At 71.2% G+C, this 20,869-nt stretch carries 17 protein-coding genes; 9 read left to right on the forward strand and 8 right to left on the reverse strand.

Annotation, left to right across the window (positions count from 1 at the left end; genetic code table 11):
• The first annotated feature begins 2 nt into the window (after positions 1 to 2).
• The 3 genes from ABDW61_RS19750 to ABDW61_RS19760 all read left to right on the forward strand — a co-directional run bounded on the left by ABDW61_RS19750 (position 3) and on the right by ABDW61_RS19760 (position 4,997).
• Positions 3 to 629, forward strand: coding sequence for an NAD(P)H-dependent oxidoreductase (locus ABDW61_RS19750; RefSeq protein WP_343641125.1), 627 nt, complete (start codon positions 3 to 5; stop codon positions 627 to 629).
• 46 nt (positions 630 to 675) lie between these two features.
• On the forward strand, positions 676 to 1,548 hold the full coding sequence (locus ABDW61_RS19755; RefSeq protein WP_343641126.1) for a pirin family protein: 873 nt from the start codon (positions 676 to 678) through the stop codon (positions 1,546 to 1,548).
• Between the two features lie 170 nt (positions 1,549 to 1,718).
• Entirely contained in the window at positions 1,719 to 4,997 is a 3,279-nt protein-coding gene (locus ABDW61_RS19760) for a hypothetical protein (RefSeq protein WP_343641128.1), read from the forward strand.
• A 17-nt stretch (positions 4,998 to 5,014) separates the two neighbouring features.
• Here the strand turns inward: ABDW61_RS19760 and ABDW61_RS19765 are convergent, their stop codons facing one another.
• From ABDW61_RS19765 to ABDW61_RS19775, 3 genes are read right to left on the reverse strand one after another with little or no spacing between them, the layout of a single operon-like run.
• A complete protein-coding gene (locus ABDW61_RS19765) occupies positions 5,015 to 5,953 on the reverse strand; it encodes a pirin family protein (protein ID WP_343641129.1) in 939 nt (312 codons plus the stop codon).
• The gene (gene cueR / locus ABDW61_RS19770; protein ID WP_343641131.1) at positions 5,950 to 6,375 is read right to left on the reverse strand and encodes a Cu(I)-responsive transcriptional regulator; all 426 of its coding nucleotides are present in this window, start codon (positions 6,373 to 6,375) and stop codon (positions 5,950 to 5,952) included. Before cueR ends, ABDW61_RS19765 begins: the two co-directional genes overlap by 4 nt.
• A complete protein-coding gene (locus ABDW61_RS19775) occupies positions 6,372 to 8,612 on the reverse strand; it encodes a heavy metal translocating P-type ATPase (protein ID WP_343641132.1) in 2,241 nt (746 codons plus the stop codon). Before ABDW61_RS19775 ends, cueR begins: the two co-directional genes overlap by 4 nt.
• Positions 8,613 to 8,760: 148 nt before the next feature.
• Here ABDW61_RS19775 and ABDW61_RS19780 point away from each other — a divergent pair, with 148 nt between their 5' ends.
• Positions 8,761 to 8,955 carry a heavy-metal-associated domain-containing protein gene (locus tag ABDW61_RS19780; protein ID WP_343641134.1) on the forward strand — a complete coding sequence of 65 codons (195 nt, stop codon included), beginning with the start codon at positions 8,761 to 8,763 and terminating at the stop codon, positions 8,953 to 8,955.
• A 40-nt stretch (positions 8,956 to 8,995) separates the two neighbouring features.
• Here ABDW61_RS19780 and ABDW61_RS19785 read toward each other — a convergent pair whose 3' ends face one another.
• Positions 8,996 to 11,152, reverse strand: coding sequence for a xanthine dehydrogenase family protein molybdopterin-binding subunit (locus ABDW61_RS19785; RefSeq protein ID WP_343641136.1), 2,157 nt, complete (start codon positions 11,150 to 11,152; stop codon positions 8,996 to 8,998).
• Between the two features lie 2 nt (positions 11,153 to 11,154).
• Complete coding sequence (locus ABDW61_RS19790; protein ID WP_343641137.1) at positions 11,155 to 11,625, reverse strand: (2Fe-2S)-binding protein; 471 nt, start codon at positions 11,623 to 11,625, stop codon at positions 11,155 to 11,157.
• A 463-nt stretch (positions 11,626 to 12,088) separates the two neighbouring features.
• Here ABDW61_RS19790 and ABDW61_RS19795 point away from each other — a divergent pair, with 463 nt between their 5' ends.
• Positions 12,089 to 14,830, forward strand: coding sequence for a TonB-dependent receptor (locus ABDW61_RS19795; RefSeq protein WP_343641139.1), 2,742 nt, complete (start codon positions 12,089 to 12,091; stop codon positions 14,828 to 14,830).
• 107 nt (positions 14,831 to 14,937) lie between these two features.
• On the opposite strand, the gene ABDW61_RS19800 is transcribed toward ABDW61_RS19795, so the two are convergent.
• From ABDW61_RS19800 to ABDW61_RS19810, 3 genes are all read right to left on the reverse strand, one after another.
• On the reverse strand, positions 14,938 to 15,252 hold the full coding sequence (locus ABDW61_RS19800) for a type II toxin-antitoxin system RelE/ParE family toxin (protein ID WP_343641141.1): 315 nt from the start codon (positions 15,250 to 15,252) through the stop codon (positions 14,938 to 14,940).
• Complete coding sequence (locus tag ABDW61_RS19805; RefSeq protein WP_343641143.1) at positions 15,230 to 15,499, reverse strand: hypothetical protein; 270 nt, start codon at positions 15,497 to 15,499, stop codon at positions 15,230 to 15,232. The genes ABDW61_RS19800 and ABDW61_RS19805 overlap by 23 nt, the downstream gene beginning before the upstream one ends.
• A 136-nt stretch (positions 15,500 to 15,635) precedes the next feature.
• Positions 15,636 to 16,406: a TetR/AcrR family transcriptional regulator gene (locus tag ABDW61_RS19810; protein WP_343641144.1), complete on the reverse strand. Its 771-nt coding sequence runs from the start codon at positions 16,404 to 16,406 to the stop codon at positions 15,636 to 15,638.
• A 183-nt stretch (positions 16,407 to 16,589) separates the two neighbouring features.
• Between ABDW61_RS19810 and ABDW61_RS19815 the strand changes: the two genes are divergently transcribed.
• Genes ABDW61_RS19815 through ABDW61_RS19830 form a run of 4 tightly spaced genes read left to right on the forward strand, consistent with a single transcriptional unit; the run spans position 16,590 to position 20,839 of the window.
• Positions 16,590 to 18,197 carry a carboxyl transferase domain-containing protein gene (locus ABDW61_RS19815; protein WP_343641145.1) on the forward strand — a complete coding sequence of 536 codons (1,608 nt, stop codon included), beginning with the start codon at positions 16,590 to 16,592 and terminating at the stop codon, positions 18,195 to 18,197.
• A gap of 28 nt (positions 18,198 to 18,225) precedes the next feature.
• On the forward strand, positions 18,226 to 18,789 hold the full coding sequence (locus ABDW61_RS19820; RefSeq protein WP_343641146.1) for a GNAT family N-acetyltransferase: 564 nt from the start codon (positions 18,226 to 18,228) through the stop codon (positions 18,787 to 18,789).
• A complete protein-coding gene (locus ABDW61_RS19825) occupies positions 18,786 to 20,012 on the forward strand; it encodes a hypothetical protein (protein ID WP_343641147.1) in 1,227 nt (408 codons plus the stop codon). Before ABDW61_RS19820 ends, ABDW61_RS19825 begins: the two co-directional genes overlap by 4 nt.
• A gap of 11 nt (positions 20,013 to 20,023) precedes the next feature.
• A complete protein-coding gene (locus tag ABDW61_RS19830) occupies positions 20,024 to 20,839 on the forward strand; it encodes an enoyl-CoA hydratase/isomerase family protein (protein WP_343641156.1) in 816 nt (271 codons plus the stop codon).
• Positions 20,840 to 20,869: the final 30 nt, after the last annotated feature.

Below are 20,869 nucleotides of genomic sequence, written 5' to 3' on the forward strand. Positions count from 1 at the left end.
CCATGAACATCCTCCAGATCAATTCCAGCGCCCGCCGTCTGCATGAAGGCCAGGGCTCGGTCTCGACCCTGCTGGCCAACGAGGTCGTGCAGCAACTGGTCGAGCGCAACCCGGGCGCCAAGACGGTCGTGCATGACCTGGCGGTGCGGCCGCTGCCGCCCATGGACGAGGCCACCCTCGGCGCGCTGTTCACGCCGGCCGACGCCCGCAGCCAGGCCCAGGCCGATCGCGTCGCCTTCAACGACCAGTTGATCGCCGAGCTCCAGGCCGCCGACGTGATCGTGCTGACCGCGCCGATGATCAACTTCGGCGTGCCGTCGCAGCTGAAGAACTGGATCGACGCCGTCGCCCGCGCCGGTGTCACTTTCCGCTACGGCGCCAATGGTCCCGAGGGGATGGTCACCGGCAAGCGCGTGATCGTCGTCAGCTCGCGCGGCGGCATCCACCGCGGCCAGCCGACCGACAATATCGTCCCCTACCTGCAGGTGACGCTGGGCTTCCTGGGCATGAACGACGTGAAGTTCGTGCTGGCCGAAGGCCTGAACATGGGCGAGGAAGCCGCGGCCAAGGGGCTGGCGACCGCCCGCGAAGAGATCGCCGCGCTGTTCGGCGAGGCACAGCCGGCCTGAACGGCCGGGCGAGCCCAAGTTCATTGAAGAAGGAAAGGAATCCATCATGACTGCCGCGACCCCTGTCTCCACCATCACGACGCCCCGTCAGGTCGAGCGCCTGGTGCAAGGGCAGGCCACGCGCGACGGCGCCGGCGTCAAGCTGACGCGGGTGCTGACGCACGACCTGCAGCGGCGGCTGGATCCCTTCCTGATGCTGGACGCCTTCGGCACCGACAACGCCGACGACTACATCGCCGGCTTCCCCGATCACCCGCACCGCGGCTTCGAGACCGTCACCTACATGCTCGAAGGCCGCATGCGCCACCGCGACTCGGCCGGCAACGAAGGCCTGCTGGGTCCGGGCGGCGTGCAATGGATGACCGCGGGCCGCGGCGTGATCCACTCGGAACTGCCCGAACAGCAGGAAGGCCGCATGGAAGGCTTCCAGCTCTGGCTGAACCTGCCCGGCCGCGACAAGATGCGCGACCCCTGGTATCGCGACATCGCCAGCAGCGAGATCCCCGAGCTCGTGCGGCCAGGCGCCACGGTCCGCGTCATCGCCGGCGACAGCCATGGCGTGGCCGGCGCGGTGCAGCGCGACGCGACGCAGCCGCTCTACCTCGACGTGCGGCTGGACGCCGGCGCGAGCTTCGAGCAGGCGATCCCCTCGACGCACAACGCCTTCCTCTACGTGTATCGCGGCGCGCTGCGCTTCGACACCGGCTGCCTGGTGCCCAGCGGCCGGATGGCGATCCTGGCCAACACGCCGGGCTCGGACGGCGTGCGGCTGACCGCGTCGGAGGAAGGCGCCCGCGCCATCCTGATCGCCGGCCAGCCGCTGGGCGAGCCGATCGCGCAGTACGGCCCGTTCGTCATGAACACCGAGGGTGAGTTGCTGCAGGCGGTGCGCGACTTCCAGGCCGGCAAGTTCGCCTGAAGCCAACCGCCGCGCGAAACGCGGCTGGCCACGGCCTGGACGCGCGGTGCGGCGGCCTGGATCGGCGCCCGCGGCGGCGCCGGTCCACCAGCGAGCGCCAGCGCGCGGGCTCCGCAGGGGCATGACACAGGCGGTCTTCGAAGCCGAGACCGCCGCCCGGCGGCGCCGCCATGCCCCACCTGTTCCATCGATCCGCTCGCGATCCGCTGCCTGCCGCCGAAGACACCTTCGACGGGCACTTCGGCTTCTCCGTGGCGGTCTCCGCGACGCCGGATCGCGACCAGGCGTCCGATGCGGACGACCCCGCCTGCGGTGCGGCGTCGCTGGACAGCGCTTGCGCCCAGTTGATGGCGCGGGCGGCCGAGCTGCTCCACGTCGACGACCAGTTGAGCGTGGCCTCGGTCTTCGCCGACCTTCCCGCCGGCCTGGCCCGCGGAAACTCGTACCTGTCCACCGACCCCCACTACCTGACCTATCTCCGCGGCGACGGCGCCCGGCTACTGTCGCGGCTGGCCGCCGCGCTGGCCGACCCGCGGCTGCCGGTCGAGGACCGGCGTGAGCAACTGATCGAGGTGGCTGACGCGCTCAAGGCCTGCCTGGGCGGCTTCGTCCACACGCTGACGGAGGCGGTGCGGCGGCTCGATGCGGGCCGCGGCGGTGCGGTCGCCGCGGCGCTGCGCGCGCGCGACGGTCTGAGGGACGAGGCCATCGATCGCTTCGTGCGCCGCACCGTGGGCCGCGATCCGATGCAGCCGCATCCGCTCAGGACCCACCACGCGCACTTCGCGAACGCCTTGATCCAGCGCCTGGGCCTGCCCCTGCGCGAGTCGCGGCCGACCGACATCTTCATGGATGCGCGCCTGTGGAACGGCGGTGTCGCGAGAGAGATGTCGGCGATCCTGTCCGAGGCGGCCTCGCCGGCGCGCACCGCCTTGCGGATGGCGGAGACGGGCCTGGTCGACATGCGCCGATGTTTGCGTGAGCACGGCATCGACGCCGACCGCCTGAAGCTGACGGATCCGTGGGAAGTCGAGGCGTTCCATGAGGCGCATCGCCAGCTCGAAGGCGGGATCGGCCCGGTCTCCCGGCAGGTTCTGCTCGAGGCCTTTCCCGATCCGGCATCGGCCGGCGACGAACTCTGGCGGCTCACACCGGATGCCGGGCGGGTGGCCGCCGGGGTGCTGATGCACCTCGCGGCGCTTGGCGCGCTGACGCAAGCGCCAGCTCCCCCGGTCCCCGTCGCGGCTTGGCTTTCTGACGACGGCGGGCTGATCGAGCTGATGGATCTGGCCGGCGCCTTCTGCTGGATGCGCGAGAACGGCGACGATCACGCGGCGCGGCGCGTGTCGATGGCGGATCTCCGGGTGCTCGACGGCCTGCAAGGGCGCGCCGGACGCGCGATCGCGCCCACCATCGCCCTGGCGGCGGGGCAGCGCGAAGCGATCGCGCGCGCGGCGCTGGCCGACGCCACCGACGCCGACTGGACATGGCTGCCGCCGCGCTGGCTGGTGAGCGACGACCTGGCGTCGCGCTGGTGGCGCCGGATGCCGCGCGAGGCGATGGCGGCGTGGTGGCGGCGCCATCCGCCCTGTTGCTGGCCGGTGGAGTGCCGTGCATCGCTGGGCGCGGCGGCCGACCAGGCCGGTGATTGGCCGCGTCTGCGTGAGATCGCGGCCCAGTGCGCGACGGCGGCCGTGGCGCTGAAGTTCTGGCGGGCGATCGATGGCGGCGCCGCGCTGGCGGGCGCGCTGCGGGAAGGGGATGATCTGCGGCTGTCGTGCTGGTTGCAGCTGCTGCGGCGCGCCGCGCCGGCGATGGGTGGCCGCGGCTGCGTCAACATGCTGACGGGCAAGGACGAGCGGGGACATCCGGCCCTGATCGACGCGATGCGTGCCGGCTCCGCCGCGGCGCTGAACGTCTGGCTCGATGCGGTGGACCGGTTTTGCCGGGGCGGGCCGTTGACCGTGGGCCAGTACCAGCGCCTGGTGCTCGGACAGCTGAACGGCGAGCAGTACTCGCCAGCCGGCGAGGCGCTCGAAGCGGGCCGCCACGATCTGTTGTCCGTCTACCTGGGCGCGCTGGGGAAAGCCTGCGGCGATGGTCTGATTCCCGCGCACTGGATGGGCGAGGTGTTCCGCTCGGCGGGACAGGGCGGCTCGGTGCATGGACAAGGCCTCGGCCGGGCGATGGACCGCGGCTACGCGGAGGCGGCGACCGTCTGGCTGCAGGCGCTGCTGGAGGCTTTGCGTCAGCGCCTCATCGGACGCTCGCACTGGGCCGCCCTGATGCGGGGCGGCGACATGGGGCCGCCGGCCTACGTGCGCGCGATGGCCGGCGGCCACGTGCAGGCGCAGCGGGCCTTCCTCGATGCATTGCGGCAGGCGGTCGCCGAGCGCCTGATCCCGCGCGGGCAGGCGCTATCGCTCCTGTTGGCGGACGGCGACGCCCATGGGCCCGGCGAGGCCGTGCGAGGGGGGCATCAGGCGGTGCTCGAGGCCCATCTCGAGGTGGAGCGCGAGCTGGTGCCGGTCCGCCTGCTGGAGCGGGCAGGCTTGCTGATGCGCCGCTGGATCCATGCGGGCTTCCACCTCGCGATCGGACCGGCGATGGCCTGCGGAAACGTCGTCGCGATGCGGCAACTGATCGAGGCAGTCGAGCGGCTGCCGATGGCTCTGCCCGAAGGCGTGATGCTGCGCGTCTTCGCGGGCGTCCCCGGCCAGGTGCCGCCCGTGAGAGCCGCCGTGATGGCCGGACATCTGGGCGCCGTGCGCGAGTGGTTGCGCGGTGTGACCGAGGCCAGCCGCGCCGGCCGGCTGTCGCGGGTCGCCTTGCGCCGGCTGCTGCGCGCGGAGGTTGGCGGGCCTGGCGAGAGCGCCCTGCACGAGGCCGTGCGTCACTCCGCGGCCGCCACGCGCGCGCTGGCCAGCGGCCTCGTCTCGCTGGCGCGCGACCGGTTGGGGTCGCGCGATCTGATGTCGCTGATGGGGTACCGGCGCGGCGGCGCCGTCGAATCGCCGCTGGCGCTGGCAATGACCGGCTCGTCCATGCGGGACCGGCCGCTGGCCGCCACCGTCGACGCGCTGACCGAGGTCTGGCATCTCGCCTGTGCGAGCGGCTGGCTCGAGCCGCGGCACCTGGAGCGGCTGCTGTCGATGCGGCTGCGCGATGGCCGGCAGGGATTGGCGCTGGTGGCGGACCGCCTCGGGGCCACCAGCCGGCGTGCCGTGGCCGAGTACGTGCATGCCGTCCTGCGCGCCGTGCATGCGAACTACGTGGCGCCCGGGACGGCGGCGGACTGGCTGTCACGCGGTCTGCCCGAGGGGCCCGGCGCGCCGCCGGTGGCCGACTGGGTCGAGCAGGGATTGACGGCCGCCGAGCAGGCCGGCCAGCTGTCGTCGGTGGAGGCCTTAGTCCTGCGCGGCGCGCGCGCCGCAGTCGCGGCGCCGTGAACCGGCTGCCGCTGCCGCTAGCGCGGCGCCTTGAGCGGCGGCACGACCGGCGCGAGCAGCCGCGGCCCGTCGAAGCCCTGCACCGCGCCAAAGCGGCCGCCGTCCTCGCGGCTGTTCCATTCCTCCGCCCAGGCCTGCATCTCCTCGCGCGAGCGGCCGACGAAGTTCCAGAACAGCAGCACCGGCTCGCCGAAGGGCGGGCCGCCCAGCAGCAGCGCGCGGCTCTTGCCGCCGCCCGACAGCAGCTTCAGCGCGCGCGCGCCCGGCGCGATGGCGAGCAATTCGCCGGGCCGGCTCAGGCCGGTGGACTCGCCGTCCAGCGTCACCGACATCTCGCCCTCCAGCACCATCAGTCCGTACTCGTGGTCGGGATGCAGCGGGATCGCCGCCTCGGCCGCGCGGGCCGCGCTCAGGTCCACGCCCAGCAGCGGCGTGTGGCTGGGCACCGGCGAGCGGTGGCCGCCGAACTCGCCCACCAGCAGCATCGTGTCGAAGCCGCCGGTGACGAAGGCCGGCAGCTCGGGGAAGTGCTCGAAGGCCGGCGCGCGGTCGCGCACCGCGTCCGGCAGCGCGATCCACAGTTGCGCCAGCTGCAGCCGGTCCGACCGCGACTCCTCGGTGTGGCTGATGCCGCGGCCGGCCGTCATGAGGTTCACCTGGCCCGGCCGCAGCATCTGCTCGGAGCCCAGGCTGTCGCGATGCAGCACCTCGCCCTCGATCATCCAGCTGAAGGTCTGCAGCCCGGTGTGCGGATGCGGGCCCACGCGCATCGCCGTGCCGTGCGTCAAGTCGGCCGGGCCGGCATGGTCGAGGAAGCACCATGCGCCGATCATGCGGCGCTTGGGCGTGGGCACGGCGCGGCGGATGGGCAGGCCGCCGACGTCGCCCAGGTGCGCGGCGATGCGCTCCCAGCGGGCGGGCAGGGGATCGGCGGCGAGGGTGGGGATGTCGCTCATGGAGAGGCTCCTTGCGAGAGGTCGTCGAGGATGGGGCAGTCGGGGCGGTCGTCGCCGTGGCAGCAGTCCGCCAGCTCGGCGAGCGCGCGGCGCATCGCCTGCATCTCGGCCAGGCGGCGATCCAGGTCGGCGATGTGCCGCTCGGCGATGCGCTTCACCTGGCCGCTGGCGCGGCGGCGGTTCTGCCAGAGCTTGAGCAACTCGGCGATCTCCGCCATCGAGAAACCCAGGTCACGCGCGCGGCGGATGAAGCGCAGCGTGTGCACCTCGCGCTCGCCGTAGAGGCGGTAGCCGGACTCGGTGCGCGCCACCGGCGGCAGCAGGCCCAGCGACTCGTAATGGCGCAGCATCTTCGGCGACACGCCCGAGCGCTGCGCGGCCTGGCCGATCGTCAACGGGGCGTCCGGGATCGAGGCGGTCATCGCGCGTGTCCTTTCCAGCGCTTGAGCAGCAGCGCATTGCCCAGTACGGAGACGCTGGACAGCGCCATCGCGGCGCCGGCGATCACCGGGCTCAGCAGGCCCAGCGCCGCCAGCGGCACGCCCAGCAGGTTGTAGATGAAGGCCCAGAACAGGTTCTGCCGGATCTTGGCGACGGTGGCGCGCGACAGCGCGATCGCGTCCGCGACCAGGCGCGGATCGCCGCGCATCAGCGTGATGCCGGCCGCCTCCATCGCGACGTCGGTGCCGCCGCCCATCGCCAGGCCAACGTCGGCGGCGGCCAGCGCCGGCGCGTCGTTGATGCCGTCGCCCACCATGGCGACCGGCGTCCCGCCGGCCCGCAACTCGGCGACGAGGCGCGCCTTGTCCTCGGGCAGCAGCTCGCCGCGGACTTCGTCGAGACCCAGCGCCGCGCCGGCCGCTGCCGCGGCGGCGGCGTTGTCGCCGCTGAGCATCAGCGTGCGCAGGCCCATCGCCTTCAGGTCCGCGATCGCGGCGGCCGAGGCCGCCTTGTTGCGGTCGCCGAAGGCCAGCATCGCCAGCAGCGCCGGAGCGCCTGGCCCGTCCTCCTGCGCCGCCAGCCACGACAGCGTGCGGCCCTGGGCCAGTGCCGCGTCGGCCTGCGCCTGCAGCGGCGAGAGGTCGACGCCGCGTTCCGCCATCCAGCGGCCGCTGCCCAGCATCAGCGCCCGGGCCTGGACCCGGCCGCTCAAGCCGCGCCCCGCCACCGCCCGGACCTCGGTCGCGGGGGGCACGGTGAGCGCGCGCTCGGCGGCGGCGTCGCGCACCGCGCGCGCCAGCGGATGCTCGCTGCCGGCTTGCAAGGCCGCCGCGAGCGCGAGCGCTTCGGTCTCGTCCTGGCCCGGCGCGGCTGCGAAGGCGGTGAGCCGAGGTTTGCCTTCGGTCAGCGTGCCGGTCTTGTCGAATACCACCAGGGCGACGCGGCGCGCCTGTTCGAGCGCCTGCGCGTCCTTGATCAGCAGCCCGCGCCGCGCGGCGACGCCGGTGCCGACCATGATCGCCGCGGGTGTCGCCAGACCCAGCGCGCAGGGGCAGGCGATCACGAGCACCGCGACGGCGTGGATCAGCGCGCGTTCCCAGTCGCCCGTCGACAGCCCCCAGGCCAGCAGCGTGATCGCCGCGATGACCAGCACCGCCGGCACGAACACCGCGCTCACGCGGTCCACCAGGCGCTGGATCGGCGCCTTGTGCGCCTGCGCGGACTCGACCAGCCGCACGATGCGCGACAGCGTCGACTCGGCGCCCAGCGCCGTCACCTCCACCAGCAGCAGGCCCTCGCCGTTGACCGCGCCGCCGATGACGCGGTCGCCCTCGGCCTTGTCGACCGGCAGGCTCTCGCCGCTGATCAGGGATTCATCGACCTGGCTGCGGCCTTCGCGGACGCGGCCGTCGGCGGGGATGCGCTCGCCGGGACGCACCACCATCAGGTCCTTGAGCCTGAGCTGCGCGATCGGCACGTCGACGTCGGTCTGCGCGCCCGCCGCGCCGCGCCGTACGCGCGCGTGCTCGGGCCGGAGTTCCCGGAGCGCCGCGATGGCGCTCAGCGTCTGGCGCTTGGCGCGGCCCTCGAGCCACTTGCCGAGCAGCACCAGCGTGATCACGGCGGCAGCCGATTCGAAGTAGAGCGCCTCGCCGGACGTGCCGGCGCGCAGCAGCTCGTAGACGCTGAGCCCGTAGGCGGCGCTGGTGCCCAGCGCGACCAGCAGGTCCATGTTGCCGCTGCGGTCCTTCAGCGCCGCCCAGCCGGCGCGATAGAAGCGCGCGCCCAGCCAGAACTGCACCGGTGTCGCGAGCGCGAGCTGCCACGCGCCGCCGATCATCCAGTGCGCGCCCCAGAGCATCGCCACCATTGGCGCGATCAGCGGCAGCGTGAGTAGCGCGGCGATGGCCACCGGCCAGCCGGTGGCGCGCCATGGCACTGGAGCGGGCGCCGGCTCGGTGTCGTCGACGATCTCGCGGGCCTCGTAGCCGGCCTTGCCGATGGCGGCGACCAGCGCGTCCGCGGCGACGCCTGGCTGGGCGCGGACGGTGGCGGTCTCGGCGGCGAGGTTGACTTCGGCGCCCTCGACGCCGGGCACCTTGCGCAGCGCGCGCTCGACGCGGTTGACGCAGCTCGCGCAGGTCATGCCGGAGACGGCGAACTGCAGTTCGCCGGACGGAGCGGAGGGGGCGGTGGGAGTGAAGGCGGCGGTGTTCATGGCGACAGTCTCAAGCCTGCCATGATGGGAAGGTCAACACCATACACCCGATGGGAGAGGGGATGGATCGCGCTTGACCCTGCCACGATGGCAAGGTTTAACCTGCGGCCTGTTCCCTGCTTTCATCCCGTCTCAGAAGGAGTCCGACATGCATGAATTCAAGCTGCCCGACATGAGCTGCGGTCACTGCCTCGCCGCTGTCACCGCCGCGGTCAAGGAGGCCGACGGCCAGGCCGATGTGAAGGTCGACCTGGCGCAGCGGACGGTGAAGGTGGAGAGCGGGTTGAGCCGCGAGGCCCTGGCCGACGTGCTCAGCGAGGCCGGCTACCCGCCGGCCGCCTGAGCCGCCACGCTCCCCAGCGGCCGGCCGCGCTCGGCCGCGCTCAGGCGCGCTTGAGCGCCTCGGCGTCGAACGGCAGCTGGCGCAGCCGCTTGCCGGTGGCCGCGAAGATCGCATTGGCCACGGCGGGCGCGATCGGTGGCGTGCCCGGTTCGCCGATGCCGCCGGGCGCCTCGCCGCTCTGCACGATGTGCACGTCGACCTTGGGCATCTCGTTCAGACGCAGCACCGGGTAGTCGTGGAAGTTGCTCTGCTCGACCCGGCCGTCCTTGAACGAGATCCGGCCATACAGCGCCGCCGACAGGCCATAGACGATGGCGCCCTCGATCTGCCGCGCGATGGTCTGCGGATTGACCGTCTGGCCGCAATCGACCGCGGCGGTCACGCGATGGACCTTGATCGCGCCGTCCTGGCCGACGGAGACCTCCGCGACCTCGGCGACAAAGCTGCCGAAGCTCTCCGCCATCGCGATGCCGCGGTGCCGGCCCTTGGGCGCCGGCCGGCCCCAGCCGGCCTTCTCGGCCGCCAGCGTCAGCACGCCGCGGGCGCGCGGATGCTGCTCCAGCAGCGCCAGCCGGTACTTCAGCGGATCGGCCTTGGCCGCGTGCGCCAGCTCGTCGATGAAGCTCTCGATGAAGAACGCGTTCTGCGAATGCCCCACCGAGCGCCAGAACCACACCTGCGGCCCCGGCTCGGCGCGGCCGTAGGCGATGCGCTGGTGCGCAATGTCGTAGAGGTGGTCCGCCAGGCCCTCGACGGCCATCGAATCGACGCCGTTCTCCGGGATCTTCATGAAGCCCGAGGCCGCCATGATGGACGGGGTCGCCACCTCCGCGCGCAGCATCCGGGGCCGGCCCTGCTCGTCGAGTCCGGCCTCGAAGCGCACCCGCGAGGCCGGCCGGTAGTAGCCGGCCGCCATGTCGTCCTCGCGCGCGTAGATCAGCTTGACCGGGCTGCCGCTGAGCTTGGAGAGCAGCGTCGCGTCGATGGTGAAGTCGGGGGCGAAGCGGCGCCCGAAGCCGCCGCCCAGCAGCAGCGTGTTCACCTTGACCTTGGCCGGCGTGACCTGCGCCACCTGCGACAGGATGCCCTGCGACGGGCCTTGGCTCTGCGTGCCGGCCCAGATCGTGACCTCGTCGCCGCGCACCCAGGCCAGGCAGTTCAGCGGCTCCATGCAGGCATGGGCGAGATAGGGCACGTCGTACTGCGCCGACAGCGTGCGCGCCGAGGTCGCGGCGCCGTCCTTGACGTTGCCCGTCTCGCGCGCGATCGCGGTGGCGTTCTGCAGGCCGGCCTCGAGCGTCGAGGAGACCTTGTCGCTCGACAGGTCGGCGTGATCGCCCAGGTCCCATTCGATGCCGAGCGCGTCGCGCCCCTGCTTCGCGGCCCAGTAGCCATCGGCCAGCACCGCCACGCCGGACGGGATCGCGATGACCTTGCGCACGCCCTTGACCGCCTTGGCCTTCGCCTCGTCGAAGGCCTTGGGCTTGGCGCCGGCGATCGGCGCGCGCGCCATCACCGCCACCAGCATGCCGTCGACGCGCGCGTCGATGCCGAACTTGGCGCTGCCGTTGATCTTGGCGGCGCTGTCCAGCCGTCGCGTCGGCTTGCCCATGATGCGGAAGTCCTTGCGGTCCTTCAGCGCGGGCTTCTCGGGCACCGGCTCCTTGGCGGCCGCCTCGACCAGCGAGCCGTAGCTCGCCTTGCGGCCGCCCGGCCCGATCACCTGGCCGCGCTCGGTGCGCAGCGACGCGGCGTCCACGCCCCATTGCCGCGCGGCCGCGGCGACCAGCATCTGACGCGCGGCGGCGCCGGCCTGGCGCACCGGCGTCCAGTGCGCGCGCACCGTCGTGCTGCCGCCGGTGGCCTGCATGCCGAACATCGGGTTGTTGTAGGCCGCGTCGACGGGCGCCTGCTCGACGGAGACGAGCGCCCAGTCGGCATCGAGTTCCTCGGCCACCATCATCGGGATCGCGGTCAGCACGCCCTGGCCCATCTCGGCCGAGCCGCAGACCACGGTGACCTTGTTGTCGGGCGTGATGCGCAGCCAGGCATTGGGCGCGAAGGTGTTGCTCTGCGCCGCGGCCGGCTGCGCCAGCGCCGCGCGGGTGGCGGCCAGCGGCAGCGCGAAGGACACGGTCAGTGCCGCGCCGCCCTTGAGCAGCGCGCGGCGGCCGGGGGATTCCACGGAGACGTCCATGATCAGCCTCCCTTGGCCAGCGTGGCCGAGGCGTCGTGGATCGCCGCCCGGATCTGGTTGTAGGTGCCGCAGCGGCAGACGTTGCCGCTCATCGCGCCGTCGATGTCGGCGTCGGTGGGCTTCTTCTTGCCGGCCAGCAGCGCGCAGGCGCTCATGATCTGGCCGCTCTGACAGTAGCCGCACTGCGGCACGTCGATCTTCAACCAGGCCGCCTGCACCGCGCGGCCGGCGGGCGTGGCGCCGACGCCTTCGATGGTGGTGATCTTCTTGCCCGCCGCCGCCTCCAGCGGCGTCTGGCAGGCGCGCACCGGCTGGCCGTCCAGATGCACGGTGCAGGCGCCGCACAGCGCCATGCCGCAGCCGAACTTGGTGCCGGTCAACTGCAGGTCCTCGCGCAGCGCCCACAGCAGGGGCATCTGCGGATCGGCATCGAGCGTCACCGCCTTGCCGTTCACGGTCATCGAAATAGGCATGGGTCCTCCTGGGGGGCGCCTGGGGCGGACCGCCGCGCGCGGCCTCCCTCTGTCGGGGGTCGGGTCTTGCGGCGGGGTGCGCAAGCGTAGCGCTTTCGTCCTTCTCGCGTGCGCCACCCTTTGAGAACTCCCTCGCCCCGCCTCGCGGGGAGAGGGTGGGGGAGAGGGGAGCGAACTGCGCCGATCGGGGAGAACCCTCAAAGGGTTAATTCGCATGAAAGGGCGCCCACCGCACCTGGATGGTGCCTTTCGAATGAGGGAGGGTTTTCCCTTGCGCTCAGCAACGCAACCGCCAGTCCAGGCCTTCCAACTGCGCGCTTTTGGAGCGCCAGGGCGTTCAACGCCCGCAATTGCGAAGAGTGAATGCTGTCTCGTGAAGCATTGTTGCTGTTTTGCAATGTCCGTCCGGCCAAGCGACACCTGGCCCTCTCCAGAATCCGCCCCCTCAATTCGGAGTGGAAGTATGAAAAGGAACACCCAGCTCTCCCTGTCGCTGAGCGCCGCCGCGGCGCTGCTGTGCTGCGCCCAGACGGCGCGCGCGCAGGAACAGGAAACGGCCCAGCTGCAGCGCGTCGAGGTGACCGGCTCCAACATCAAGCGCCTGGCGTCCGAAACCGCCTCTCCGGTGCAGGTCTACAACCGCGACGAGATCCGCCGCACCGGCGCCAACACGGTCCGCCAGGTGCTGGACACGCTGACCGCGACCTCGAGCACCGAGCTGCGCGACGACGGCGGCAGCGCCGGCTTCGCGTCGGGCGCTTCGGGCGTGTCGATGCGCGGCCTGGGCAAGGGCGCCACGCTGGTGCTGCTCAACGGCCGGCGCGTGGCCAACTACGGCCTGGCCGACGGCGCCAAGCAGACCTTCGTCAACGTCGACGCGATCCCGGCCGATGTGATCGAGCGCGTCGAGGTGCTCAAGGATGGCGCGTCCGCCATCTACGGCTCCGACGCGATGGCGGGCGTGATCAACATCATCACGCGCCGCAGTTTCAACGGCGTGGGCGCGTCCGCCAGCGCGACGTTCAACGAACATCCGAGCGCCGGCGGCCAGCGCCAGGCCAGCGTCGTGGCCGGCTACGGCGACCTGGACCGGGATCGCTTCAACGTCTTCGCCAACATCGAGGCCTACCGCCGCGACGGCTACACGGTGGCCGATGTGAAGGACGACTACCCCGCCTGGCACAAGGCCTTCGCGCGTCCCTCCTTCGGCGACCCGCTGCCGCGCTCCTTCCCCGGCAACTACGTCATCAACGGCAAGCGCGTGCCCATCGGCCAATGCGCGACGCTGAACAGCGCCGGCGCCTGCGTGAGCGACATCACCGCGCTGCAGGCGGTGTCCGACCCGGCCGAGCGCGTCAATGGCTTCGCCGCCGGCCGCGTCAAGCTGAGCGAGAGCCTGCAGGGCTTCGCTGAAGTGTCCTACTCCAAGACCACCACCGAGTACCGCGGCTCGCCGATGCTGATCTCGGGCGGCGGCACCTCCGTCTGGTACGACGGCTACAACCGCAAGTCGCAGATCCTGCCGCACCCGACGGTGCAGGTTGGCGGCCGCACGGTCGGCGTGGACTACGCGTTCCTGGACAACCCCGATCTCTACAAGTCGGACGGCGATGCGGACCAGTACCGCGCGCTGGCCGGCCTGACCGGCACCTTCCGCGACATGGACTGGGAAGTGACGGTCGGGCGCAATGCCGCCAAGGCCGAGCGCTTGAGCCGCCTGGGCAGCCGCGACCTGTACACCGCCGTCAGCAGCGGCGAATACAAGCTCGGCGGCCCGAACAGCCCCGAGCTGCTCGATCGCCTTTTCCCGCTCAGCGGGTCCACCGGCAAGAACCAGCAGAACTGGATCGACGCCAAGATCAGCGGCGAGCTGATGACGCTGCCGGGCGGCCCGCTGGCCTTCGCGCTGGGCGGCGAGCACCGCGCCGAGGCGGTGAGCATCAAGTCCACGGACAACGTCCTGCGCGCCGAGATCATCAGCCGCGGCTCGGTGCTGATCGACGGCAAGCGCAACCTGGACGCGGCCTTCCTGGAGTTGAACGCGCCGGTGACCAAGCGCCTGGAGCTCAACGGCGCGCTGCGTTTCGACAAGGCCAGCGGCTTCGACGGCCGCGTGTCGCCGAAGTTCGGCGTGCGCTTCGAGGTCTCGCCGCAGCTGATGCTGCGCGGCACGGTGGCTGGCGGCTTCCGCGCGCCCAACATCCCCGAGACGCTGGGCCAGGTTGGCGTGACTGGCTTCTTCAACAACACGGTGGACCCGCAGCGCTGCGCCACGGCGACGGCGATCAGCAACATCCTGAAGACGCAGGGCAATGCGTCCGACGTCGCCGATGCCGCCCCGGCGCTGAACAGCGGCTGCCGCGTCTCGCTGCCGGTGATGATCTCGGCCAATCCCAACCTGAAGCCGGAGACCTCCAAGAGCGTGACGCTGGGCTTCGTGTTCGAGCCGACGCGCAACCTGTCGGTGGCGGTGGACTACTTCCGCATCGAGCGCAAGAACGAGATCGACTCGCGCGACTCCGACTACGTGCTGGCCCGCGAAGGCCAGCCGGGTTACGAGTCATTGATCAGCCGCGCGCCGATGACGGCGCAGGAGCAAGCCTGGGCGCAGCGCGCGAATGAGTTGTCGCCTGCGGCGAACCTGTCCTGGAAGGCCGGTCAATTGAGCTCGCTGCTGCTGCAGTACGAGAACTTCGGCAAGACCCAGACCTCGGGCGTGGACCTCGACATCAAGGGCCGGGTGGCGTCCGGCGCGTTCGGCACGCTGAACCTGGGCCTGGCGGCGACCTACGCGCTGAGCTACAAGGCCTGGGATGTCGACGCGAACCAGTGGCGTCCCAACCAGGTCGGCCTGTTCGAGAACCCGCGCCTGAAGGCGGTGATCTCGGCGGCGTGGAACCAGGGGCCGTGGTCGACGGGCCTGCGGTTCAACTATGTGTCCAAGACCCGGCTGAACCGCAGCGAAGCCGATGCCGGCGACTGGTCGGAAGAGAACTGCAAGCTGCGTCTGCAGCCGGGCCAGTTGCCCTGCTTCGTGGACGAGGATCTGCGCACGGACTTCAGCCTGGGCTACACCGGCATCAAGAACCTGCGGCTGTCGCTGAACATCCTGAACGTGCTCGGCGACGAGCGTCCGGTCAACCTGCGCGACGGCTACTCGCTGCGTCCGCGCTCGTACAAGGTCGGCGTCTCGTACGACTTCTGATCGGATTCAGCTCGGTTCAAGCCCGGCTTCGGCCGGGCGTCTCTTCTGAAACGAAGCGTGCACAGGAATGACAGGGCGACCGCAGGGTCGCCCTTTCCGTTGGCGGCTCAACTCGCTAGCGGCGAAGAAACGGGGTCTGGCCAGTTCCTTCGCGCGTGCACGACGTCCAGGACCTCGATGGCCTCCGAGGTGACGCGATACGGCACGAAGTAGTTGGACGTCACGACCATCTCGCGGACTCCGGCCACTCGTGACGAGGCGCGGTAGAGCATGGGGAACGTCAGCGCCAATCGAAGCTTCTTGATGATCAGCCGTCCGAATTCTTCTGCTGCAAGTGGGTTGTGCCGGCCGATCTCCGCAAGGATCAGGTCGAAGCGGAGCAGAGCGCGGGGCCGCCATTCAAGCGTTACCGGATTGAGCATGGCGACTCCTCATCTCCTGGAACGACCGCTCCATCCAGTCAACAACATCCTCGTGAGGGATGTTGGGCCGCGGGTCCTCGATCGACAGCCGGATCTGCTCGCGATACCACTCGTCCCAGGCGTCCTGGTCGAAGTTGTCTTCGCTGATGTGGGGCACGTACTCGCCGGGGACGGCGGGAGGGATCTGAACCGGCATGGGCACGGCGCCCAGCAGCTCTTCAATGTGGGAATGCTTGTCCTGGTCCACGATGGGGCGCTCCTGGTGATGACTCGAGAGTCGGAGCGCTCATCGTTGCCGAACACGCTTCACTGAACCATGACTCGAACTACTGGAAATTTGACCTTCCCAGGTCTTCCGCACTCGCGCGCGTCATGCTGAAGGGTCAGGACTTGCCTGTCGCCTGCGCCGCGTCTTCAAGCGCCTCGGCCACGCGCGTCTTCATGCGGCGCAGCGCCTGCAGCTCCTGGTCCGGCGCCTGCAGCGCCGGCCACAGCAGCGCGACCAGGTCCCGCGCCGCGTCATCGACCTGGATCTGCCGGCCCGCGATGATCACTTCCCACAGCATGTGCTCCATCGGTCCGAACACCAGCGAGCGCAGCAGCCGCAGCGAGATGTCCTGCCGCACTTCGCCCTGCGCCTGGCCGCGCGCCAGCAGGTCCATCAGCGGCGCCGTGTAGCGCCGCTGCAGGTCGACGAAGGCCGCGCCGAAGTCCTGCCCGTCGCCTCGCGTCACCGGCGCGTCGCGCTTGCGTCCCTCCGACAGCACCAGTTCGCACAGCCCCGTCCCCTGGATCAGGAACAGCCGCAGATGCGTGTGGACGACGAACTCCAACTGGTCCCGGATCGAGCGCTCGCGCGGCAGCCCGGCCTCGATCGCGTCGATGATCTCGTCGTACCAGTCCCCGATCACCCGCATGCACAGTTCGCGCTTGCCGCGGAAATAGGTGAACACCGTGGCCTCGGAGATCCCCAGCCGCTGCGCGATCTCGGTGGTCGTGGCGCGGTCGTAGCCGCGCTCGGCAAACACCGCGCGGCTCTCGCGCAGGATGTCGCGCACCCGCTGCTCCGCCTTCGCACCCACCGGCGAGCGCCGCCGCGCGGGCAGGGCCGCCGCGGACGGCGGCTCGGTGCGGGAGGTCGGGATGGGGCTCATGAGGGGCGCATTCTCCCGATTTATTGAGCCGGGCTCAAGTCCGCCAGCCCGACCCTGGATTCCACCGTCTTTCTGCCGTATGCTTCGCGCCTTGCGTCCGCCCGGCGATCCCGGGAAGGGGCGCCCAGCCAACGCGCTTGCATCCGAATTGAGCGCGGCTCATAAGTCCGGAGACCTCCCACCATGCCCTTGCTGCCCACCAAGCTCAACGCCCGCTCGGCCGACTTCAAGGCCAACGCGGACGCGATGCGCGGCCTGATCGACGACCTCAACGCCCGGCTGGCGAAGATCGCCGAGGGCGGCGGCGAGGCCGCCCGCGCCAAGCACATGGCCCGCGGCAAGCTGCTGCCGCGCGACCGTGTCGAGATGCTGCTCGATCCGGGCACCCCGTTCCTGGAACTGGCGCCGCTGGCGGGCCTGGACATGTATGACAACGCCGCCCCGGGCGGCGGCGTGATCGCGGGCATCGGCCGCGTCTCGGGTGTCGAGTGCGTGATCGTCTGCAACGACGCGACGGTCAAGGGCGGCACCTACTACCCCGTCACCGTCAAGAAGCACCTGCGCGCGCAGGAGATCGCGGATCAGAACCGCCTCCCGTGCATCTACCTGGTCGACAGCGGCGGCGCCAACCTGCCCAACCAGGATGAGGTCTTCCCGGACCGCGACCACTTCGGCCGCATCTTCTTCAACCAGGCCAATCTCTCGGCCAAGGGCATTCCGCAGATCGCCGTCGTGATGGGCTCCTGCACCGCCGGCGGCGCCTACGTGCCGGCGATGAGCGACGAGACCATCATCGTCAAGAACCAGGGCACGATCTTCCTCGGCGGCCCGCCGCTGGTGAAGGCCGCCACCGGCGAAGTCGTCAGCGCCGAGGACCTGGGCGGCGGGGACGTCCACACGCGCCTGTCCGGCGTGGCCGATCACCTGGCCGAGAACGACACCCACGCGCTCGCGATCGCGCGCCAGTCGGTCGCGCGTCTGAACTGGCGCAAGGCCGGCGAGTTGCGGACCCAGGCGCCGAAGCCGCCCGCCTACGACCCGGCCGAACTGCACGGCGTGATTCCGACCGACACCCGCAAGCCCTTCGACGTGCGCGAGGTCATCGCGCGCCTGGTCGACGGCAGCGAGTTCGACGAGTTCAAGGCCCGCTACGGCAACACGCTGGTCTGCGGTTTCGCCCACATCGAGGGCATGCCCGTGGGCATCGTGGCCAACAACGGCATCCTGTTCGCGGAGAGCGCCAACAAGGGCGCCCACTTCATCGAGCTGTGCTGCCAGCGCAAGATCCCGCTGGTGTTCCTGCAGAACATCACCGGCTTCATGGTCGGCCGCAAGTACGAGAACGAGGGCATCGCCCGCGCCGGCGCCAAGATGGTGACGGCGGTGGCCTGTGCGCAGGTGCCCAAGTTCACCGTGATCATCGGCGGCAGCTTCGGCGCCGGGAACTACGGCATGTGCGGCCGCGCCTATTCGCCGCGCTTCCTGTGGATGTGGCCCAACGCCCGCATCTCGGTGATGGGCGGCGAGCAGGCCGCGTCGGTGCTGGCCACCGTCAAGCGCGACGGCATCGAAGCCAAGGGCGGCCAGTGGTCCGCCGACGAGGAAGAGGCCTTCAAGGCCCCGATCCGCCAGCAGTACGAGGACCAGGGCCATCCGTACTACGCCAGCGCCCGCCTGTGGGACGACGGCGTCATCGATCCCGCCGACACGCGCCGCGTGCTGGCGCTGGGCCTGTCCGCCGCGCTGAACGCCGAGATTCCCGAAACGAAGTTCGGCGTCTTCCGCATGTGAGCGCGCTTCTCGTCCCTCTCTGCCGACCATGACCATCACCCTCCGCCCGATCGCCGCCTCCGATTCCCTCGAGGCCCTGACCGCGCTGCTGCATGCGTCCTATGCGTCGCTGGCGGCGCAGGGCTGGAACTTCACCGCGGTGAACCAGAGCGTGCAGACGACGCGTGAGCGGGTCCAGACCGGCCAGGCCTTCGTCGCCCTGAGCGCCTCGGGCGAGCTGGTGGGCACGGTGACCATCGCGCCGCCGAAGCGGGCCGATGGGCGCTATCTGGGCGATCCGGTGCCGGATTGCTACACGCAGCCCGACACGGCCATCCTGGCGCAATTGGCGGTGCATCCGTCCTGCCGCGGTCAGGGCATCGCCGAGCAACTGATGGACATGGCCGAAGCCTGGGCGCACGCGCGGGGCTACGCGCACGTGGCGCTCGACACGGCCGTGCCGGCCGAGACGCTGCGCCGCCGCTACGAACGCCGCGGCTATGCGCGCATCGGCGACGTGCAGTGGGCCGGCAAGACCTATCGCAGCGTGCTGATGCGCAAGGCCCTGGGTCCGGTGCCTGCATCAGCCTCGAGCGAGGGGGCGCGGGCATGAAGGCCGCGATGTCGGCGCTGATCGCGGCCGCCGGGCTGGTCGCGGCCCTGATGGGCGCGACGCCCGCGGCCTCGTTCGCGCAGGCTTCGGCGCCGGAACCGGTGCTGACCGACGAATCGAAGGCGCCGGTCCCCGATCAACTCGCCCTCGACATCCGCGAAGCCATCGTGCGGGTACCCGTGTCGGTGAAGGACGCCTTTGGCTCGACGGTCAGCGGCGACCTGATCGTCACGACCTTCCGCCCGCCCGGGCCGGGCCCCTTCCCGCTTGCCGTGATCAGCCACGGCCGCAACGCCAAGACGCGCGCCGAGTACAAGCGTCAGCGCTTCGAATCGGCCGCCCGCTACTTCGTCCGCAAGGGCTTCGCGGTCGCGGTGCCGCTGCGATTGGGCTACGGCGAGCTGGCGCGGCTGGGCGATCCCGAAACCAACGTGCGCTGCGACTCGCCGCGCTACGCCAGCGCCGCCGCCGCGGCGGCCGCCGAGATCGAGGCCGTCGTGCGCTTCATGGCTTCGACCGCGGACATCGACGCGCGCCAGGTGGTGCTGGTGGGGCAGTCCGTTGGCGGCTTCGCGACGATCGCCGCCACCGCCGCGCGCATCGACGGCCAGGTCGCCGCGATCAACTTCGCAGGCGGCCACGGCGGCAGCCCGGACGCGCATCCCGGCGAGCCCTGCCGGCCCGATGAGCTCGAGCGTCTCTACCGCGAGTTCGGCACCCGTGCCTCGGAGAGCGGTCGGCCGGTGCCCACGCTGTGGTTCTTCGCCGCCAACGACCGCTACTTCTCGCCGCGCCATCAGCAGGAATGGGCCGACGCCTACCGCGCTGGCGGCGGCCGCGCCGAGCTGCGTCCGATGCCGCCGTTCGCCGACGACGGCCACAAGCTCTTCATCCAGGGCAACGATGTCTGGCAGCCGCTGGTCGATGCCTTCCTGAAGCCGCTGGGCTTCGACGTGCCCGGCGCGCTGCCCTATCCGGGCGGCGGCGAGGTCGCGGTCGATGACCTGGACGCGCTGCCCGGCGCGCGGATCGCCGACGGCTATCGCAAGTTCCTCGCGTCCAAGGAGCCGCGCGCCTTCGCCACCAACGGACGGAGCTGGGGCTGGGCCACCGGCGACGACGCCCAGTCCCGCGCGCTCGCGTTCTGCGACCGCTACACCGGCAGCCAGGAGCGCTGCCATCTCTATGCCGTCAACCAGACCGTCGTCTGGAGCAAACCATGACCTCGCCCGCGATGACCCCCACTGATGTCCCCGTGCCGACGGCGCTGCGCGTCGAGCGCTCCGGCCCCGGCGGCGCGATCGCCCGCGTCACGCTCAACCGCCCGGACGTGCGCAACGCCTTCAACGACACCGTCATCGGCGAGCTGACGGCGGTGTTCGAGGCGCTGGGCCGCGACCCGTCGCTGCGCGCGATCGTGCTGGCCGCCGAGGGCAAGGCCTTCTGCGCTGGCGCCGACCTGAACTGGATGAAGGCGATGGCCGGCTACAGCTGGGCCGAGAACCACGCCGACGCCGGCCGCCTCGCCCACATGCTGTGGACGCTCTACCGCTGCCCGGTGCCCGTGATCGCACGCGTGCAGGGCGATGTCTATGCCGGCGGCGTGGGCCTGGTGTCGGTGTGCGACATCGTGGTCGCGGCCGAGTCCGCCGGCTTCTGCCTGTCCGAAGCCAAGCTCGGCCTGCTGCCCGCGACGATCGGGCCCTACGTCGTGCGCGCGCTTGGCGAGCAGGCCTCGCGCCGCTACTTCGTCACCGCCGAGCGCTTCTCCGCCGCCGAGGCCCATCGCCTGGGCCTGGTGCATGAACTGGCCGGCGACGCCGAGGCGCTCGATGCGAAGGTCGACGCGCTGGTCGCGTCGCTGCTGGCCAACGGCCCGGCCGCCGTGCGCGCCTGCAAGCGCCTGGTGCAGGACGTGGCGCACGCGCCCATCACGGAGACGCTGCGCGACGACACCGCGCGCCGCATCGCCGACATCCGCGCCAGCGCCGAAGGGCGCGAGGGCGTGCAGAGTTTCCTGTCCAAGGGCAAGCCGTCATGGCTGGCCTGACGGACGCGTCGCCATCGCCCCGCTCGAGCG

This window comes from Roseateles sp. (assembly GCF_039595595.1).
In the GTDB taxonomy this organism is placed as follows: Bacteria; Pseudomonadota; Gammaproteobacteria; order Burkholderiales; family Burkholderiaceae_C; genus Roseateles.

Excerpts from the sequence above, each read along its gene's own strand:
- ABDW61_RS19830 (WP_343641156.1), top strand. The coding sequence starts at position 20,024 with ATGACCCCCACTGATGTCCCCGTGCCGACGGCGCTGCGCGTCGAGCGC.
- ABDW61_RS19810 (WP_343641144.1), bottom strand. The coding sequence starts at position 16,406 with ATGAGCCCCATCCCGACCTCCCGCACCGAGCCGCCGTCCGCGGCGGCC.
- cueR (WP_343641131.1), bottom strand. The coding sequence starts at position 6,375 with ATGACCGCCTCGATCCCGGACGCCCCGTTGACGATCGGCCAGGCCGCG.
- ABDW61_RS19815 (WP_343641145.1), top strand. The coding sequence starts at position 16,590 with ATGCCCTTGCTGCCCACCAAGCTCAACGCCCGCTCGGCCGACTTCAAG.
- ABDW61_RS19800 (WP_343641141.1), bottom strand. The coding sequence starts at position 15,252 with ATGCTCAATCCGGTAACGCTTGAATGGCGGCCCCGCGCTCTGCTCCGC.
- ABDW61_RS19755 (WP_343641126.1), top strand. The coding sequence starts at position 676 with ATGACTGCCGCGACCCCTGTCTCCACCATCACGACGCCCCGTCAGGTC.
- ABDW61_RS19820 (WP_343641146.1), top strand. The coding sequence starts at position 18,226 with ATGACCATCACCCTCCGCCCGATCGCCGCCTCCGATTCCCTCGAGGCC.
- ABDW61_RS19780 (WP_343641134.1), top strand. The coding sequence starts at position 8,761 with ATGCATGAATTCAAGCTGCCCGACATGAGCTGCGGTCACTGCCTCGCC.
- ABDW61_RS19750 (WP_343641125.1), top strand. The coding sequence starts at position 3 with ATGAACATCCTCCAGATCAATTCCAGCGCCCGCCGTCTGCATGAAGGC.
- ABDW61_RS19785 (WP_343641136.1), bottom strand. The coding sequence starts at position 11,152 with ATGGACGTCTCCGTGGAATCCCCCGGCCGCCGCGCGCTGCTCAAGGGC.
- ABDW61_RS19765 (WP_343641129.1), bottom strand. The coding sequence starts at position 5,953 with ATGAGCGACATCCCCACCCTCGCCGCCGATCCCCTGCCCGCCCGCTGG.
- ABDW61_RS19760 (WP_343641128.1), top strand. The coding sequence starts at position 1,719 with ATGCCCCACCTGTTCCATCGATCCGCTCGCGATCCGCTGCCTGCCGCC.
- ABDW61_RS19790 (WP_343641137.1), bottom strand. The coding sequence starts at position 11,625 with ATGCCTATTTCGATGACCGTGAACGGCAAGGCGGTGACGCTCGATGCC.
- ABDW61_RS19795 (WP_343641139.1), top strand. The coding sequence starts at position 12,089 with ATGAAAAGGAACACCCAGCTCTCCCTGTCGCTGAGCGCCGCCGCGGCG.
- ABDW61_RS19775 (WP_343641132.1), bottom strand. The coding sequence starts at position 8,612 with ATGAACACCGCCGCCTTCACTCCCACCGCCCCCTCCGCTCCGTCCGGC.
- ABDW61_RS19825 (WP_343641147.1), top strand. The coding sequence starts at position 18,786 with ATGAAGGCCGCGATGTCGGCGCTGATCGCGGCCGCCGGGCTGGTCGCG.